The organism is Clostridium caldaquaticum (genome assembly GCF_023806125.1).
GTDB lineage: Bacteria > Bacillota > Clostridia > Clostridiales > Clostridiaceae > Clostridium_AT > Clostridium_AT caldaquaticum.
This window is the reverse complement of sequence record NZ_JAMSKT010000007.1, coordinates 1-16,261: the sequence shown is the minus strand read 5'-3', so window position 1 is coordinate 16,261 and position 16,261 is coordinate 1. Positions and strand designations below refer to the sequence as shown.

Below are 16,261 nucleotides of genomic sequence, written 5' to 3'. Positions count from 1 at the left end.
TATTAATTAAAATTACCATTTAAAGCTTTAGCAAAAACATTTGCCACATCATTATCATCAGTACTTGGAGTACCCTCGGGTAATTTATTTTCAATTACTTTCGGTTTGTTTTTATTATCACCTTCTAAGACTTTAAAGAAATTAGAATTATTAGCCTGTAAATCTTTTATTTTATTATCTAAATCTTTAATATTACCCTCAGCATCCATTTCAAGCTTTGAAATATCACCAAGTTTATAGATCATATACTCTACATCAATAGCACCTGCTTTTTCTAAAACACTTTTAATTGTATATATTTTTCTGTCCTGTTCTCTGGCTGTTTCAAGCTCTTTCATCTTTTTCTTATAGTTTTCAATTTCAGTTTGAAGAGCTTCAACATCCTTATGATTTTTCTTTAAATTCTCCAATATTTTATTAGCTTCTTTAAGGTCATTAGATACCTCATTAAACTTATCCTTAGGAACTGCATTTTTAGGAAATTCAGAATTTATGGAAGTCATTAAAGCTTCAACGTCTAATTTCCCATCTTTTATTTGTGCGTTTTCTAACAATTTTCTTAACCATTCCATTTATATATTCCTCCAATACATTTTTATACAGGTCTGTACCTGTTAGAGTATCTTTGTTCTTTATGCTCTACAAACTTGTAAAAAGAGCAAAATAAAAAGCCTTATTTCTAAGACTTAATTTTAATATTATAAAAGCACCTACTCTGTTTGATAAGTAAGTGCTTATAATAATTCTATTTCTGAAATTATATCTTTTAATGCTTTACCTTGAATAATCCAATTATTAGCCATTTCTTCAAAAGTATCAAAAGAATTATTATCTCCAACATTGCCAGCTTCTCCAACATAAATTTTTTCTAAAGGACATATTACGTAATCCTTGTCTTTATATGAAAAAGCTATATCATTAGTTATTAATTCTTCTTCTAACTGTTTCAATGTTACCAATTTAATCATCTCCTTTTAATATATCCCTATGTTCTAATCTATCTTTTTCACTTAACTCTCCAGTTATTCTGGATTTTCTATTTCCTTTTTCATCCCAAGAATATATATGTCTATGTTCGCCATTATTACCATATTTATGTTGTTCTGGTCTATTATGATGGCCTGAATGAATTTGCTTATAAATCATTCCATTTTTATCATAAATTGTTCTATCAATTTGAGTATACCCGTTTTTAAACTGACTTTTAGTTTCAATAACAGCATATGGTTTATATTTTCTTGGTATAGACTTGTGTTGCCCTTTCCAGTCATCTGTTACTCTTATTATACCATCTTTTGTATATCTATAACCACCTTTAAAATAATCGTCACCAAATTTATTTTTTTTCCATTCTTCATAATTATTATATTTATTTACTTTACTAGCTTCATTATCTCTTCTAAGTTCTGGAGATATATCCTCAACTATAGTAATAGTATCACATCTACACCTTATATCCTCACTAGCTATACCAAATAATCTAGGCTGTGGGGCTTTATACCCATTAATCTCGAATTCTTCATCTATAGAAACTATCTCACCATCTAACTTTTGATGTGAAGGTCTTGTATTTTTATCTAAAGTTGAAATCCACTGCTTTTGCAGTTTAACACCTTTATTTACAGCTTCTTCTTGTCCTTTTTGCCTAGCTAAAGATTTTATTCTTCCTGCTTCAGTTATAGCTATAGTCATAGCGTGATTAAAATTAGTCCAGCCTATATCAGCAACAGATTGAGCAATAGCAGCATAACCACTACTATTAATTAATCCTTGCGTTACAGCTCCCTTAACTCTATTTTTTAAGTCCATTAAATGCTTATCATAAAGTCTTTCTGAAAGCTTCAAGCCATCTACTGGGAATTCTATAGCTTCTTGTACGTATTTTTCATTTAACATAGAAAAACTTAGATTTATATTTGCTATATTTTCAACCTCATAGAATACACCAAAGTATTCACGTTCAAAAGTTTCTTTGTCATAATAAGTTATAATATCATAGTTTTTATCATAAAGTTTCTTAAGATTAATATTAATTTGCTCAATGAGACTTTCATATCTTTTCATTTCAATCTGTTGAGCATAAGTTAATTTCTCGTTTATAATTATATAATCTTTAAGTTTTTTTTTTATATCAGCAATAGCAGTTACATAGTTTCTAAGGAGTAATTTTCTTACTTTTTTTTCGTCTTTTTCAGCTAATTTTAAAAGTTCTTCATAATACTTACTCATTAGCTTCACCACCAGAAGTATTATTTATATTTCTAGTAATTAAATCATCAGTAAGAGCATTTATATCGACATAAGGTTCTTGTTTCTCTAATTTTTCCTTTTCTTCTTCATAATCAAGCTCCAGCACATCACATATAAGTTTAAGCTTTGACTCATTAGAAATTGTTTGGCCTGCTGATAAAATATAATTAATAATAACAGCCTTTGTTTCTGCTTCAGTTTTAGCATTTACTGCAATATCATTTTCATTAACTATAGATTCTCTAACTATATTTATTGTTAAAGTATTATAATCATATGCTGTTCCATACCTAGAATTAATATCGTCAACTATAACTTTTAAAAGCTGTCTTACTAACTTTCTTAGCCTTGTTTCTGCTTTATTACATTTAAGGTCTAAAAGAGCATATCTGGATTTAATAACTATATTTGTTATATTCCCATCACCTATTTGAGAAGAATCAAACCCCATACCAAATTTGTAAATAGAATTTTTATCAAGCTCCAATTTTGTTTTTCTAGCTTCTACAGGAATATCTATAGTCTTAACATCTATTCCACCTTCTGCATCTACACCAATTGTTTTTCTAGTTTTAAGATTTTTTGTTAAAGTATCTAAATCATCACCAGGATAACCCTTTACTACATAAATAGCTTCTTGAAAGTCCTGAAGATTATTAGAAAGACTGCAAGCCATTAAATCATAATCATCTATTAATGCTTTTATAGGCTCCAAATCGGTTTTTTGATACTTATTATTATCAAGTCTAAAGAAAGGAATATACCCAAAACTTCCTCCATCATAAAAAGCTTTATCGTCTTCTAAAATCACGTGTGGTCTAGGATTAGGTTTAATATCATTATCAAGCTTAAACCTATGTTTATCTTTATCTTGTGTATAATAAGTAACCTGCATATTTGTCCAAATCTCAGCTTTAGTAATTGTTATTTCATTATCATTATTATCAAAAACTACAGTATCATAATATCTCACTATACCTTTTAATTTAGAGTTATCTGCCTTATCATAAATAGCTATAACTCCTAAACTATCAGCAATTTGAAAAGCTATTTTGTTATTTTCATCCTTATATGCATAAATATACTCAAGTCCTTTATTGCTAGCTCCTTCCACAGCATTTTGAAGTAATTCTTGGAATTCCTCATTTATATACTCTTTTAATCTTTCTTGAAACTGTTCATCTTCAGTAACAACTTCTAAAGGATTAGAAAGTAAATACTGAACTTTCTGGTCTACAAGTTCTGTATGAAATTGATGCTGTATTTTTATATTAGACCTATACTTATCTTCTTTTAAAACTCCATCTGAATTAAAATAAAAAAGCCTGTAGTTCAGGATTTCATGTTCGCCTTTATAATAATTTAATCCTTCCAAAGCTTTCTTCTTTTTTTCTGATTTTTTATCTTTTAATATAGCATTTTCTAATGCTTTAGTAACTACGTCTGGATTATCTGAAAGAATATCTAATAACAATTAATTCACTTCCTATACTAACCATTTTGGTTTTTTAACATCTTCTAGTGCATATCTTAAAGCATCCATTAAGTGATTATAATCATCAATAGGCTTATTAATAACCTGCCCGTCCTTAGTGTCCCATACATAATTTGAAAGCTCTACAATAGTATTTGAACACTTTGGATGAACATATATTTTATAATCCTGAATATACTGTATTCCATTAAGTATACTGTCCTTACCTTTTGCTGCAGCCTTTATTCTATTTACTCCTAATTTCTTAATTTCATCAATACTTTTAGGTTCTGCACTATCGGCTACAATTTTTTCCTTCGCAAAACCTTTGTAATTAATCATGTCAGCTATCATGCTATTCGTCATAGCCTTTTGATAATGTTCATCAAATATAAAAAGCTCCTTAGTATCAGTATCAACTAAGCAACATATAAAAGCTGTTGGGTCATTAGTATATCCAAAGTCTAAACCAAAAGCACTTACAACCCCTTTGCGTTTACTAACCTCTTTATAATTGAATTCCTTTTCTTCCCAATTCTCATATATAAGCCCTTCTGCTATACCCCAGTTACCTAATCCCTCTATGGAATATCTTCTAGGATTATTTTTTTTCATCTTCTCAAAAATTTTTCTGTCATCTTCTCCTAAAAACTCATTGCATTTATAAGTAGTTGTTAAGGCTAAAATATCTTCGTCTTTAACATCAAAAAATCTTTTTTTTAGCCAATGTTTTTCGCTCCAAGGGTTAAATGTTAACGTCAATTGTTTAAAGTAACCTTTAGGTAATTCTCCTCTTATAGACATATCTACTTTATTAAAATCATCTTCATTCATTACTTGAAAAGCTTCTTCAAACCATGCCCAACACAAATAACCTTTTTCAACAGTTATTGATGTAATACTCATTGGGTCATCTAATCCTCTGAATAATATCTTTTGACCCGTAGGTATATATGTTGCTTCAAGTGGTGATTTACTAAAATGCCATAAATGACCTACTCCTAAGTTGTATGTTGCCCATTTAAGTTGTGCATAAGTACTATCTTTATGGGTATTAAAAACACGCCTAACAACTAAAGTATTGGCTAGAGGATATTTCATCATGTTATAGATTACCCATTGAGCCTGTGTGGTAGACTTCTTACTCCCTCTACCACCTTTTACTACTCTGTATCTTCCTTTGAAATTCCAAAAGGTTTTATATCCCTTTCCTATTTTCTCAGGGAGATTAATCTTCAAGTTCATTTTCACCCTCAAAAATTATAGTTTGATTTACATCTGCTTCTATTTTTTCTGTAAATAGTCTATACCTCTTACCTAAAAGTTCTGCGGCTTTCGTCCTATCTTTTGCACTTATTTCTTTTCTTACTATCCTTGCTGAAGAACATCCTTCTCCTTCTCCCTCTACAATAACTACTTCCTCTGTTATTTCTCCTCTCATAGCTGAAGTTAGATATTTTAAAATTTCTTCTGATTTTGCTATCTTCTCGCTTTCAAGTAATTTCATCCTTTCAGCTAGATAATTTTTAACCGAGTTTTTACCGAGTAGCTTCCTTGCATTTGCTTCAGCTACCTCTCTAGTAGTAGCTTTATATCCTGCTCTAATATAACTTTCTGTGGCATTGCCAAGTTCAATATAATAATCAGCAAATGCCTTTTGTTTTATTGTTAGCTTCACAACGCCACCTCCTTAATTTATCTCTGCCTCAATGCTCCTCTGTGTCTTTTATATTTTCTTTCCCTCATAACTTCTTCTATATCGTCATAGGGATTGAGCGTAAGTTCTATTTCTTCACATTGTTTAGTATCTTTACAGCAAGGATTAAGCTGTAAACAAGCACATAACATATCATGTTTATTCCATTTTGATAAAAATATATATTTTCTTTTCATATTCTCACCTTCTTGCAAAATAAAAGAGCAGTTACTTTTATCTAACGTAGATAATTTCACTGCAATATGGGGGATGGGGATAAATATTAAAAATCTATATTACCATAATATCTCGTTTTATCCATAGATAACAGGACATATAACAGGACATTATTTATTTTTAAACTTAGCTTCTATTCTTCTTACATGTCTATCGCTTATATCAATTAATTCTCCTACTTGCTCCTGCGTAAGTCCCATAGCTCTTAATTGTGCAACCTTAACAGTTATATCCGCCTGTTCTATACATTCATCTATAAGCTTAATTTTCTCTTCAAGATTTTTTATATTTTCTTCTTCTATGTAAATCATGTTTTCATAATGTTTTAACTCTTCTAAAATTCTATCAAGAGGCTTATTGCTAATAGTATCCCTGTTATTTATTTTTTTGTGTTTATCAAATAACTGCTTATTATAATCATATTCAACCAGTGCAGCTTCTTTAAATCTTTTGTGCATCTCAAGGTCATTAAGCAGTTTCTTATACCATGCAAACATCAGTTTTCCCCCTTTGTACCTCAACATAAATATAATTTTCATATACTTCTATAGTAATTTTTTCTTTCTTTTTCAACAATTCTTTTATAACCCTAATTCGTTCCTTAAAATCTTTATATGGAATAACCTCTATAACAATCATTCCATCTTTTCCTTTTCTCGTTGTTCATTCCACATTCTAGCCCATTTAAAACTTTCCTCTTCCTCTATCCTGCTGTACTTGCTGCTAGTTTTTATAATGCTATATATTATTACTGCAATAACCAAAGCTGTCATTAGTATAATTGCAGTTAACATTTGTTTATCCCCCTTTTTATAATCCTTTCCGTTCTGCTTCTATTTCATTTTCAAGTATTCTAAGCTCTGTTTTAAGCTGTAAGATTTTCTCGTAACAACATTCATAGTCAGATTTTTTGACATCTCTTCTAAATCTAAGCTGTGCTACTTCTTCCTGTCCTCTTGCAAGCTCACTACACGCTGTCCATGCAACACCATCTTCTAAATGTAATCTTAAAAATTCTTTTCTAAGTGCTATCCTGTATTTCATTTCTGCTTCAGCCAACTGCCTTCCTGTATTCTTATAAAAAACTAAACATTCGTTTAGCTGTTTACGTGCTGTATTTATTTCATTTGTTAAATCCTGCATTTACACATACCTCTTAAACTTATCATCGGCTTTTATTACAGATACAAAATTATCAAATATCTTTTGTTTTGTTTTCATGCTTAATCTGTTATCTATATTTAAAGCTGTATTCATAGCTTCATCAACTTTTTTCCCTAATTCTTCCGCCCACTCATTGAATTGTAAAGTTGCCAAAGTATATGCTATTTTATTGAATGTTTTCTTTTGCATCATTTTTCACCCCTCCATAAAACTAACAATTACTTTTGGTTCTTCTGCATACATCTTAGTACAAGTTACCTTGTATATTTGCGTATCATCTTTGTACGCTATACCGTTTAGAGCATCAAAAATAATTTTCAATATGTTGTCTATATCAGGCTTTTTAGTAGGTTTTATTTTCCCCTCAAGCATAAGCTCTTTTTTCTTTTTACTTGTGCTTATTGGAATATCATACTGAATTGTCACATCTACACAAATTTGACCTGTCATATATGGAAGTTTATTTGAAATGTATATTTGTTTAACCAAATTTTCATAGTTTACAGTTTCTTTTGGTGTATAAGTGAAACCTTTTCCTAATCTTGGTCTTTGTTTCCCCATAGGTCTGCCTGGTATCTCAAAAATAATCAATACAGCTACCTCCTATTAATAGTTGTTCTTTTGCCTTTCTAAATTTTTATGCCATTTTTCTAAATATGCTTTTTCTATATCATCAGCGGAATATTCCAGTAAATTTGCTATGCTAAGATAGAAAAACAATATATCTGCAAACTCTTCAAGTGCTTTCTTTCTATTTTCCACATGATAATGTTTCCAATATTTAAAAGTAGATAACTCGTTTGCAAATTCTCCGATTTCTGTAAACAAAGCTAGTAATTTGTCGTTTATTAATTCTTTAGTCCCTATATTGCAACCTAATTTATAAAACCTATCCATAATTTTGTTATCTAGTGTTTCCTGCATTTTTAGAAGTTCTTTTATTTCCATCTTTTAACCTCCTGTATTCTATCATTTTTAAAACTTTTTCTGTTGCTTCTCTCAGGCTGTACCCTTCAATATACAGCCTTTTTATTTCTTCTATGTAATCTGTTTCTGTCATTTTAACCCCCTGTTTCTATATTAAAATGGTATGTCTTCGTCATCAATCATTGTCATATCTATTGACGGTTTATCTTGATTGTTTTTTACCCATTCTAATATCTGTACTTCTTCTGCAACTACTTCTGTGACATATCGCTTGCTACCGTCTTTTGCATCATAGTTTCTTGTCTGTATTCTTCCTGCGATACCAATAAGTTTTCCCTTACCTGAATAAGTTGCAACAGTTTCTGCAATCTTACCCCAGATAACAATCGGTATAAAATCAGCTTCATACTTTCCGTCTTTATTTGCAGTTTTTCTATCTACTGCTAACATTCCTGTGCATACTGCTGTGCCTGTTCCGGCTGTAAATTTAAGTTCTGGCTCTCTTGTCCATCTTCCTATAAGCATTACTTTATTCATTTTCTGCTTCCTCCATAATTTCATTAGTTACTGTATTCATAAAAATAGCAGGCATATCTTCAATTAAAAATATCTTTTCAGGTATATAGTGAATTCTCTCATTACTGTTAACAACAACTAAACTTATATATTCTTTGTCATTAAATTTATTTAAATACTCTTTAAAATCTTTAATAGTTACAAAGTTATCTTTATTCATTACTTCTCCCTCCACATCTAGGACAAATATCAATATATCCTGTTGTTAAATCTAACCTTTCACCTATATCACTTTCCCATCCATTTGGACGTCCATATTCCAGTGCATCTTCAAAGGTTTTAAATCCGTTTACTTCTTCTCCGCACATATCACAAATTAGAATAAATTTCCTGTATTCTCTATCTATCATTTATTCTCTACCTCCTCATATTTCTTACAACTATCTGTCCTTTGCCTATACTTGCATTTCGTTGCTAGTAAGCATTTACCGTTGCAATATTCAACCATAATTCCCATTCTGGCATCTTTCTTTATTTTTGGTTCATAATATTTACAACTGCCACATTTACCATTCAAATTAGTTGTTATCTTCCCTGTATGGTACATTTCCTTCTCCTATCAATTCTGGATTTTCGTAGATGTTTCCTACAACTTTTAATATATATCTTCCTAAACTATTCGGTTCTTCTCCTTTAATTGTAAAATTACACTCATAATTATCATCAAAATATACTTCTCCAACTCCTAGGTTGACTAATTCTTCAAGCCCTTCATCATATTCAAAATACTTAACAATATCTCCTTCATACACATCTTGTCCATTCTCATCTATCATTCCTGTAAATTGCATCAGTTCAATTGTGTCCAGAGAAGTAATTAATTTGTTGTTATCATATTCAATTAATTTTCTTTTGTGTATTTTTTTAAGTAATTTTAGTTGTTCTTCATTTATTGCAACTAATACTACTTCGTTATGACATAGATTAATCATGTCAACATCAAACATAATTTTCAAAGTTTTATGCCATGCTCTAAACTTAAACTCTCTCATTTTATTTAACCTCCCTGCATATTATATTCTCCGTGTAAGTTTATATTTTTTAATTAAATAACTAATCTTGTAAGGTTTCATATTAAAAATAGCTGCAATTTGTGCTTGTCTTAATCCTTGAGTAACATATAATTCTTCCAGTTTTCTTTTTTCAATTTCTTTTGAGGAATGAGATAATTCTTCATAAGGCACAATACAAATAGATTCATATTTATTTTTCAATCTTTTATACTCTTCAAAAGAAATTGCAACTTTTATACCTGCTAGCTTTGCTGTATCAATAAAATCTTTTACTGTAACCTCTTTCGGTATTCCAAAATCAAAGCTTTGTATTTTTATACCCCAATCTATCAAATCATTTCTATATATCACCCCTTTAATACATTTTTTCATTAATGCTACAAGTCTGGTTCTTGTATGCTCAGTTAACAAATATATCACTCCTATTCATCCCATGGACATTTTTCAAATACTTGTATCATTCCATCTTGTTTATTCCAACTATAAATTTTGCGATTACAAGTACCGTCTTCATTTAATTCATAAAATCTTTTATCCTCTGTACTGAATATCAGTTTTACTTCTCCTAAACTTCCTTTATTTCTGTTTTTAAGTACCCTAAGTTTGCAATCGTAGCTGTCATCATCACTTTTATTTCTTTCAACTGCAATAACATTATCAACCCTGTTAGATATTTCAGCAGTACCACTTATATCTTCTTTTTCAAGCTCTCCCTTTTGTTTCTTTGGGTGAGCCACTAAATGCACATGTACATTGAATGATTTAACAAAACTAACTAATTCACCTACAAACTTCCCCTGAGCTCTATAAAAATCATCAGCATAACCTTCAAAATCTGCAGTCATAAGATTATCTATAACAAATATTTTACAATCATACTTTTTTGCAGAATATTTACACATATCAAGAATTGATGTATTTTCAATATTTTGTGATTTTATAGTATTGTCATAAAGAAAAAGTTTTCCTCTTATCCAATTATCAATTTTCCTTATAACTTCCTCAGGAAACTCCACATCATAACTTTCAAACTCATTTTTCACGAATTTAAGATTTTCTTTCCCTGCCGCCTGAGAATATAACCACTCTTTAAAATCTCTTTGTGTAAGTTCTCCGCTGTATACAAACACCTTATTATCCTGTTCAATAGCTTCAAGTATAACCTCGCTTAATATTGTACTTTTACCTTCTCCGTTTTTTCCTGTCCATACTGTTATTTCCCCCAGTCTTGCTCCATTTAAAAGTTTATCTATTGTTCTAAATCCAAGCTTTATACCTTTTGTTTTAGGTTTAAATAAATCTATTTCGGACACATCAATTATTCCCGCTTTTGGTACTTCCTTAGCTTCTTCTATAGCTTTTAAAACAGCGTCTGAACCTTTTCTAAAAAGCAGTTCATTAGCGTCCTTGTATTCATGATTTGCTATATAACACCGATATTCTCCTAGTTTTAAAATGACTTTGTTTATCATTTCCCTGCCAGCTTCATCATTATCACCAAAGAGAATTATTTTATTTAACTTTTCAAGCCATTCCCAACAGTTTTCAACCCAAGTAAAATCACTTGAACCACTTGGAACACTAACAACATTTTTATAACCTGATTCATATACAGCCAGACAATCAAACTCCCCTTCTGTAATCACAACAGGCTGTAATATATCAATGTTATTCATGTTAAAAAGTATAGGTTTTGTATCAGCTTCCCTAAATGCTTTTTTCTGTCCTTCTTTTACTTTACCTATTGGTCTGTACTTAACAAACACAAGCTCATTGTTTTCATCATAATAAGGGAAAACATAATTATTATCTTTTTGAGTTATTTTAAAAGCTTTCAGTGTAGTTAAGGATATTTTTCTAAGGTAAGCATATTTTATAGCGGCATCAGATAGCTCATTTGTTTTTATATTAGGTTTTTTGTAACTCTTTTTAACTGCCCTTAGCTCAAAATTATTATCCGTTTTATATACCTCCCCAAAATCCCTGCATAATTCAAATAAATGCCCAGACTTTTGACAATCCCCATGAAAGCACTTAAATGTTTCTTTATCCATGTTTAAGAAAAATTTGTATTTGCTTTTATGTCTGTTTCCACAATAAGGACATTTTTCAGCTATTATTTCTCTTCCTCTGACTTTATAAGGGTATAAATGTTTACTGGCAAAATCTATAGCGTTCATTTTATCCTCCTTCTGCAAATATTAATTCTCTAGTTTTTTTAGTTTTTTTCAGTTCTTCTGGCTCTTGCTTAGATTTATCAGCATAGTTATTTTCTAAAACTTTGATGAAATTATTAGGCTTTATGAACCAATCAAATGTAATAACCCAGCCTCTTTTGTTCTGACCTTTTAAAAAACTAGAATTATTAATATTCTCAATTGCATTTATAACTTCATCAATTCCATAATCTTTAACCCTTTTTCTAAACTGTTTATACCTATTTGTATCTGGATTAATTGATTTTAGGGAAGATAATCCTAAAGAGTTCCATTTATCAATTACTCTTTGTAGCTCTTCAGTGCTACATATATTATCTTTAGATAATATATTTATTTCTTTATCATTCTTATATAATTCTTTATCATTCTTGTTTGTGTTCCGCAGTTGTTCCACAGTTGTTCTCTTGTTGTTCTTTTGTTGTTCTTTTGTTGTACCTTGATTGTTTTCTAAGTCTTTATTTTCAATATCTAGACTTGTATCTTCAATTATGCTATCTTGATATTTATAAAAATTCATAATTACTATAGAGGTATATTTATTTGGTTCAACTATTTTCTTAATCATTTCATCATCTTCAAGGAGTTTTAAAAAGTTTCTTACAGCTTTCCTGCTCCAATGCCAACGTTCAGCTAATTTTACTTCACTGGTAATAAATTGACCTTTTTTTATTTCTATAAGTTTATTACCTATTAGCACTTTCTTCTCAGCATGGTTAGCTAATAACAACAGGTCTATCCATGCACTTCTTTTATCAAAAGGCTCTTTATCTGACCAAAGCCAAGATTCATTGATTTTTCTATATATCTTAATCCATCCCTGTTGCGCCAATTTATCACCCCCAACAAACACCTATAAAGTTAATCACTTTACATCAGATGAATATTTTCTCTTTGTAGCTTCTCCGCCTCTTATGTGTTTTTCTTCTAGATTCTTATGTAAAATTTTTTTTATAACCTGTTCCATCAATGGATTAACATATTTAAGCCTTTCAGCCATATCCTTGTGTACTGTTGTTTTACTAACTTTAAATTTTTTAGCAGTAGCTCTGATAGTATCTTTAGTTTTTATAATATAAGCCGCTTCTTCCAATATCCTCTGTTCCATGTATTTTTTCATTACCCATTACCCCTTTGTTTTTATCTTTAAACCGTAGTGAGTTTTTTTATTTAACCTCAAAAATCAAATAATTACCATCTGTTTCAATATCCTCTAACTTTATACCAAATCTTTCAGCAACTTCTTTTCTGCTTTCTCCGTCTTTTAAGTAATAAATCATTTTTATAGGCTTTGAATATTCTGCATAAAAATTGGTTACAATACCGATTAGGGAAGTTATAATTAAAATTGATATAAATAAAAATTTAAAATTCTTTTTATTTAACATTGTTTTTTATCCCTCAATTCTGTATACTGAAAGTACAGGTACTGCAATACCTATACTTTCATTTATTTAAAATGCGTTTAGAGCCTTTTTAAGACTTGTTTTTTATCGGGTAATATAAAAGGTCTGATTTACTTTTTTTATAGCTCTTAAACGCTCCTATGTGTTTTTAAGACCATATTAGAACCAATATTCCTCAAACTCATAGGATAACCTTCTTCAAACTCTTTATAGTCAAAATTTTTAATATATTCCGCATAAGCTTCTTTAACCTGTTCTTTTATTGACTTTGTTTCAGGTTCGTCAAACCAATCTGGTACAATCATGCATTTACCACCTTTTCTATCTCTTCAACTATTTTGTTGTAATCAGTCTTTTTAATTTGTTTACTTTCTGTGTAACCATATTTAAGCATTATCTCCTTAGCTTCTTTTGTTTTATTTTTTGCTATAGCGTATAATCTCTTTGCTTGAGCTTCGCTAATAATATCACCTTGCAGGTCTACAGGAATATCTTGCTTAGATTTGTCTTGCTGATAATGATTATTGCCGTCTGTATCATCTTCAGAGCTTATACCAAGCATTGCACTAAGCTGATACCTTCTTGCGTAAGTTATACTTATTCCTGCTGCCTGTGCTAAGCTTACGCCTTTACTATCGCTGTTGTTAAGTGTTAACGGTTCGCTTTCTATCCACTCACCGCTTATATGAGTAATCATAGTAGTAACTGTTATACTTTCGCCATTACCTGATACATTTTGAAAAACAGCCAGACCATGTTTTGTAAGTGCAGGCTTTACAGTATTTATAACTACATCAAGAGGAGCATATTTTGATTGAAAAAAATTATTTTTTTCTGTGTTTTTAGGATTATTAACCTCCATCTGAAATTTATTAAGAGCTGTACAAAGTTCTTTAATGCTTTCAGATTTGTTCATTGTAAAGCCTCCTTAGTTGTTCTTCCAGAATGTTTATTTTATTTATACATTCTGCATAAGTTCTTTTCTGTACTTCTTCATCTATAACTTTCAAATAACGTTTTTCAGCTTCTAATTGTTTTACAAGTTCCTGCTTTGCTTCCTTCATAGTTATATATCTAACTCTTACATCAGGCATTTATATCACCTCTATCTTTATTGTTTCTGGCTGTTCTTCTACGGTAATACCTTCAATAATTTCTCCAGTATCTTTAAGTACTACATGACCGTTTATTACATCAGCAACTTTCTTAAGTTCTGCCTTGTTAATTTCTTCTTTAACTCTTATAAAATCAAACATTGCATGTCTTTTAAGATTTAATAAAACTGTTTCCTCGTCATATTTCCATTTAGGCTGTTGCTTTCTAAATGACAGTTTTCCGTATGGCGTGCTTAACTTAAATTTAGGATTCAATCTTCTCTGCTCTATTGCGTATTCTGTCAGTAAACCATTAAAAAAGGCTTCCTGATTATTTAACTTTTCTTCTTCAGCTTGTAGCCATGCAGTAATTCTCTCTATTTCCTTTTCTGCCAAAGCTTTATATTCTGCTCTTTGTTCTTCAATAGCTCTTAACTTTCTAAATACCCAATTAGCACTTTCTAAATTGTCAACTTTAAAATTTTGATGTTCTCTCTGAATTTCCTGAAACTCATTTAAAACTAATTCATTTAACATTACATATCCCTCCAATCAATATCCTGTTCCATTTCTAAAAGCTGTTTTAACTCCTGTTTTTCTTTGCAGGACAATCCTACTTCTTCCTGTTTCTCCAAAAGATAATTTAGCCTTTCACTCATACCCCTAACCTCCTATCAATTTTTTTAAGCCATATAAGTAACAACTCTAAGCTTGTTTTGCATTGAGTAATTTTAAAAACTTTCATAAACCCCTCCTATTCTTCTTCGCTAATAAAAATAACTTCACCATTTTCATCTATATCAAATGTGTATACAGTTTCCATCTTTATGACCTCCCCTTTATTTTCATGTGTTAACTACTTTTTAAGCTTGATATTTTGCTTTAATCCATGATAAAAAATCAGATTTAATTATTCTGGTTCTTCTAGCTCCTAAATTAACAGCAGGAAAATCTTTATTTGTTCTTATAAGCTCATACATAGCTGTCTTTCCTATATTTACAATTTTTCTAGCTTCATCTACTGTTAAAAGTTCTGGTAGTTTTTCTATTTCTTCCTTTGTCATTTTTCTATCCTCCAACCTATAATTAGTTCGTTAGGCTCACATTCTAAAACTTTGCAAAGCCTACATATTGTTTTACTAGGGTCATACTTACCGCTTTCTAATTCACTTATATAGCTTCTTGACATACCTGCTCTTTTAGAAAGCTGAAGCTGACTAAGTTTTTTCTTTTTTCTAAGTCTTGTTAAATCAAGCGGCATTTTTAATTTAAAACACCTCCGCATTTATCTTGCACAGGCAATTTCACCTTTAGCAGTTTTAAAATCTAAATTATCAATAAATGCATAAACCATATTGTATTTACTTGCAGGTATATCTTCCCATTTAATAACTTTAAATTCTTTAAATATTAAAGCTTTAGTTCTTTGATAAACTTGACTGTTTGCACTTACATTCATTCCATATACTTCGCTAAGTTTTTCTTTTAAAAATTCAGTTAACCTTTTAGTGTTTACAGCTCTAAAACCAATTAAACTCTTTAAATCCTCTCTGTCCTGGTCATAATTTATAGACTGGTCAACTATCATCTCCTGCATTTTGTTAACCTGCTGTTTAGTTTCAATAATCACTGGAGCAAACTGTTTAATAATACTCTCAGTAAGACTTGGTAAAATTCCTTGAACTGTCTGGCTAACCATATTAGCAAGTTCCATGTTAGGTAAAGTTAAAGTATTTTCTCTTTCTTCATCTAAACTGACTAAAAAGTTTTTATACCTCATAGCTCTTTCGCTATGGCACTCTAGTGCTAATCTTTTACTAAGCCAGCTTGACATATAAATTGAGTTTCTGTCGTCAGTGTTTTCTATTTCGTCTAAGATATATTGAATTTCTTCTTGATATTTTTTCGGTGCATCTGCCCCGTAAAGTTTTTTAAGCTTATCCACAACCCCATTTCTATTTTTCCAACTTATCCTTTCTACTCCCCTATCTAAATTTATTAACCCGCAACACTTAGCTGTATGAGCTAAATTAATAAGTTTTTCTCCTTTGTCAGTAATGATACTTACCTCTTGACCTTCAAATAAAACTATATTTGACATTTCCATCTCTCCGTTTATTATTAAAATTCTAATAACTGCATAAAATAAACTAAGCACTATCCTCTATAAGACTTTTTACAGAGGTATGAAGCTCTTTTGCTATTCGC

32 protein-coding genes are annotated in these 16,261 nt (G+C 30.2%); all 32 read right to left on the bottom strand.

Features of this window, described 5'->3' with window-relative positions:
• Nucleotides 1-2: 2 nt before the first annotated feature.
• Nucleotides 3-572: a phage scaffolding protein gene (locus M2651_RS05780; RefSeq protein ID WP_252131400.1), complete on the bottom strand. Its 570-nt coding sequence runs from the start codon at nt 570-572 to the stop codon at nt 3-5.
• Nucleotides 573-734: 162 nt separating this feature from the next.
• Nucleotides 735-959: a hypothetical protein gene (locus M2651_RS05775; protein WP_252131399.1), complete on the bottom strand. Its 225-nt coding sequence runs from the start codon at nt 957-959 to the stop codon at nt 735-737.
• 1 nt (nt 960) lies between these two features.
• Nucleotides 961-2,229 (bottom strand): phage head morphogenesis protein, encoded by a 1,269-nt coding sequence (locus M2651_RS05770; RefSeq protein WP_252131398.1) that lies wholly within the window; start codon nt 2,227-2,229, stop codon nt 961-963.
• Complete coding sequence (locus M2651_RS05765) at nt 2,222-3,724, bottom strand: phage portal protein (RefSeq protein WP_252131397.1); 1,503 nt, start codon at nt 3,722-3,724, stop codon at nt 2,222-2,224. The genes M2651_RS05770 and M2651_RS05765 overlap by 8 nt, the downstream gene beginning before the upstream one ends.
• 12 nt (nt 3,725-3,736) lie before the next feature.
• Nucleotides 3,737-4,969, bottom strand: a complete 1,233-nt coding sequence (locus tag M2651_RS05760) for a PBSX family phage terminase large subunit (protein WP_252131396.1) — start codon at nt 4,967-4,969, stop codon at nt 3,737-3,739.
• Nucleotides 4,953-5,402: a terminase small subunit gene (locus tag M2651_RS05755; RefSeq protein ID WP_252131395.1), complete on the bottom strand. Its 450-nt coding sequence runs from the start codon at nt 5,400-5,402 to the stop codon at nt 4,953-4,955. Before M2651_RS05755 ends, M2651_RS05760 begins: the two co-directional genes overlap by 17 nt.
• 17 nt (nt 5,403-5,419) lie before the next feature.
• Nucleotides 5,420-5,617: a hypothetical protein gene (locus M2651_RS05750; protein WP_252131394.1), complete on the bottom strand. Its 198-nt coding sequence runs from the start codon at nt 5,615-5,617 to the stop codon at nt 5,420-5,422.
• Between the two features lie 150 nt (nt 5,618-5,767).
• Complete coding sequence (locus tag M2651_RS05745; protein ID WP_252131393.1) at nt 5,768-6,154, bottom strand: helix-turn-helix domain-containing protein; 387 nt, start codon at nt 6,152-6,154, stop codon at nt 5,768-5,770.
• Complete coding sequence (locus tag M2651_RS05740) at nt 6,138-6,296, bottom strand: hypothetical protein (protein ID WP_252131392.1); 159 nt, start codon at nt 6,294-6,296, stop codon at nt 6,138-6,140. Before M2651_RS05740 ends, M2651_RS05745 begins: the two co-directional genes overlap by 17 nt.
• Complete coding sequence (locus M2651_RS05735) at nt 6,293-6,451, bottom strand: hypothetical protein (RefSeq protein WP_252131391.1); 159 nt, start codon at nt 6,449-6,451, stop codon at nt 6,293-6,295. The genes M2651_RS05740 and M2651_RS05735 overlap by 4 nt, the downstream gene beginning before the upstream one ends.
• A 16-nt stretch (nt 6,452-6,467) precedes the next feature.
• The gene (locus M2651_RS05730) at nt 6,468-6,800 is read right to left on the bottom strand and encodes a hypothetical protein (protein WP_252131390.1); all 333 of its coding nucleotides are present in this window, start codon (nt 6,798-6,800) and stop codon (nt 6,468-6,470) included.
• A complete protein-coding gene (locus M2651_RS05725) occupies nt 6,801-7,013 on the bottom strand; it encodes a hypothetical protein (protein ID WP_252131389.1) in 213 nt (70 codons plus the stop codon).
• Nucleotides 7,014-7,016: 3 nt separating this feature from the next.
• Complete coding sequence (locus M2651_RS05720) at nt 7,017-7,412, bottom strand: RusA family crossover junction endodeoxyribonuclease (RefSeq protein WP_252131388.1); 396 nt, start codon at nt 7,410-7,412, stop codon at nt 7,017-7,019.
• Between the two features lie 15 nt (nt 7,413-7,427).
• On the bottom strand, nt 7,428-7,769 hold the full coding sequence (locus M2651_RS05715; RefSeq protein ID WP_252131387.1) for a dUTPase: 342 nt from the start codon (nt 7,767-7,769) through the stop codon (nt 7,428-7,430).
• On the bottom strand, nt 7,726-7,881 hold the full coding sequence (locus M2651_RS05710) for a hypothetical protein (RefSeq protein ID WP_252131386.1): 156 nt from the start codon (nt 7,879-7,881) through the stop codon (nt 7,726-7,728). Before M2651_RS05710 ends, M2651_RS05715 begins: the two co-directional genes overlap by 44 nt.
• Nucleotides 7,882-7,901: 20 nt before the next feature.
• On the bottom strand, nt 7,902-8,285 hold the full coding sequence (locus M2651_RS05705) for a single-stranded DNA-binding protein (protein ID WP_252131385.1): 384 nt from the start codon (nt 8,283-8,285) through the stop codon (nt 7,902-7,904).
• A complete protein-coding gene (locus tag M2651_RS05700; protein WP_252131384.1) occupies nt 8,278-8,484 on the bottom strand; it encodes a hypothetical protein in 207 nt (68 codons plus the stop codon). The genes M2651_RS05705 and M2651_RS05700 overlap by 8 nt, the downstream gene beginning before the upstream one ends.
• Nucleotides 8,477-8,674 carry a hypothetical protein gene (locus tag M2651_RS05695; protein ID WP_252131383.1) on the bottom strand — a complete coding sequence of 66 codons (198 nt, stop codon included), beginning with the start codon at nt 8,672-8,674 and terminating at the stop codon, nt 8,477-8,479. The genes M2651_RS05700 and M2651_RS05695 overlap by 8 nt, the downstream gene beginning before the upstream one ends.
• Before the next feature lie 168 nt (nt 8,675-8,842).
• Complete coding sequence (locus M2651_RS05690; RefSeq protein ID WP_252131382.1) at nt 8,843-9,316, bottom strand: YopX family protein; 474 nt, start codon at nt 9,314-9,316, stop codon at nt 8,843-8,845.
• A 21-nt stretch (nt 9,317-9,337) separates the two neighbouring features.
• On the bottom strand, nt 9,338-9,748 hold the full coding sequence (locus tag M2651_RS05685; protein WP_252131381.1) for a hypothetical protein: 411 nt from the start codon (nt 9,746-9,748) through the stop codon (nt 9,338-9,340).
• Nucleotides 9,749-9,759: 11 nt separating this feature from the next.
• Nucleotides 9,760-11,517 (bottom strand): DnaB-like helicase C-terminal domain-containing protein, encoded by a 1,758-nt coding sequence (locus M2651_RS05680; protein WP_252131380.1) that lies wholly within the window; start codon nt 11,515-11,517, stop codon nt 9,760-9,762.
• A 1-nt stretch (nt 11,518) separates the two neighbouring features.
• Nucleotides 11,519-12,385 carry a hypothetical protein gene (locus M2651_RS05675; RefSeq protein WP_252131379.1) on the bottom strand — a complete coding sequence of 289 codons (867 nt, stop codon included), beginning with the start codon at nt 12,383-12,385 and terminating at the stop codon, nt 11,519-11,521.
• Nucleotides 12,386-12,418: 33 nt separating this feature from the next.
• Nucleotides 12,419-12,673: a sporulation transcriptional regulator SpoIIID gene (locus tag M2651_RS05670; protein WP_252131378.1), complete on the bottom strand. Its 255-nt coding sequence runs from the start codon at nt 12,671-12,673 to the stop codon at nt 12,419-12,421.
• A 46-nt stretch (nt 12,674-12,719) separates the two neighbouring features.
• Nucleotides 12,720-12,941, bottom strand: coding sequence for a hypothetical protein (locus tag M2651_RS05665; RefSeq protein WP_252131377.1), 222 nt, complete (start codon nt 12,939-12,941; stop codon nt 12,720-12,722).
• A gap of 146 nt (nt 12,942-13,087) precedes the next feature.
• Complete coding sequence (locus M2651_RS05660) at nt 13,088-13,264, bottom strand: hypothetical protein (protein ID WP_252131376.1); 177 nt, start codon at nt 13,262-13,264, stop codon at nt 13,088-13,090.
• A complete protein-coding gene (locus M2651_RS05655) occupies nt 13,261-13,875 on the bottom strand; it encodes an ERF family protein (protein ID WP_252131375.1) in 615 nt (204 codons plus the stop codon). Before M2651_RS05655 ends, M2651_RS05660 begins: the two co-directional genes overlap by 4 nt.
• Complete coding sequence (locus M2651_RS05650; protein WP_252131374.1) at nt 13,862-14,053, bottom strand: hypothetical protein; 192 nt, start codon at nt 14,051-14,053, stop codon at nt 13,862-13,864. The genes M2651_RS05655 and M2651_RS05650 overlap by 14 nt, the downstream gene beginning before the upstream one ends.
• The gene (locus M2651_RS05645) at nt 14,054-14,590 is read right to left on the bottom strand and encodes a host-nuclease inhibitor Gam family protein (protein WP_252131373.1); all 537 of its coding nucleotides are present in this window, start codon (nt 14,588-14,590) and stop codon (nt 14,054-14,056) included. It abuts the gene before it with no gap.
• Nucleotides 14,590-14,712, bottom strand: a complete 123-nt coding sequence (locus M2651_RS14320) for a hypothetical protein (protein ID WP_286207941.1) — start codon at nt 14,710-14,712, stop codon at nt 14,590-14,592. Before M2651_RS14320 ends, M2651_RS05645 begins: the two co-directional genes overlap by 1 nt.
• Before the next feature lie 204 nt (nt 14,713-14,916).
• Nucleotides 14,917-15,117, bottom strand: coding sequence for a helix-turn-helix transcriptional regulator (locus M2651_RS05640; protein ID WP_252131372.1), 201 nt, complete (start codon nt 15,115-15,117; stop codon nt 14,917-14,919).
• A complete protein-coding gene (locus M2651_RS05635) occupies nt 15,114-15,314 on the bottom strand; it encodes a helix-turn-helix domain-containing protein (RefSeq protein ID WP_252131371.1) in 201 nt (66 codons plus the stop codon). Before M2651_RS05635 ends, M2651_RS05640 begins: the two co-directional genes overlap by 4 nt.
• A 24-nt stretch (nt 15,315-15,338) precedes the next feature.
• Nucleotides 15,339-16,154 (bottom strand): hypothetical protein, encoded by an 816-nt coding sequence (locus M2651_RS05630; RefSeq protein WP_252131370.1) that lies wholly within the window; start codon nt 16,152-16,154, stop codon nt 15,339-15,341.
• Nucleotides 16,155-16,261 lie beyond the last annotated feature (107 nt).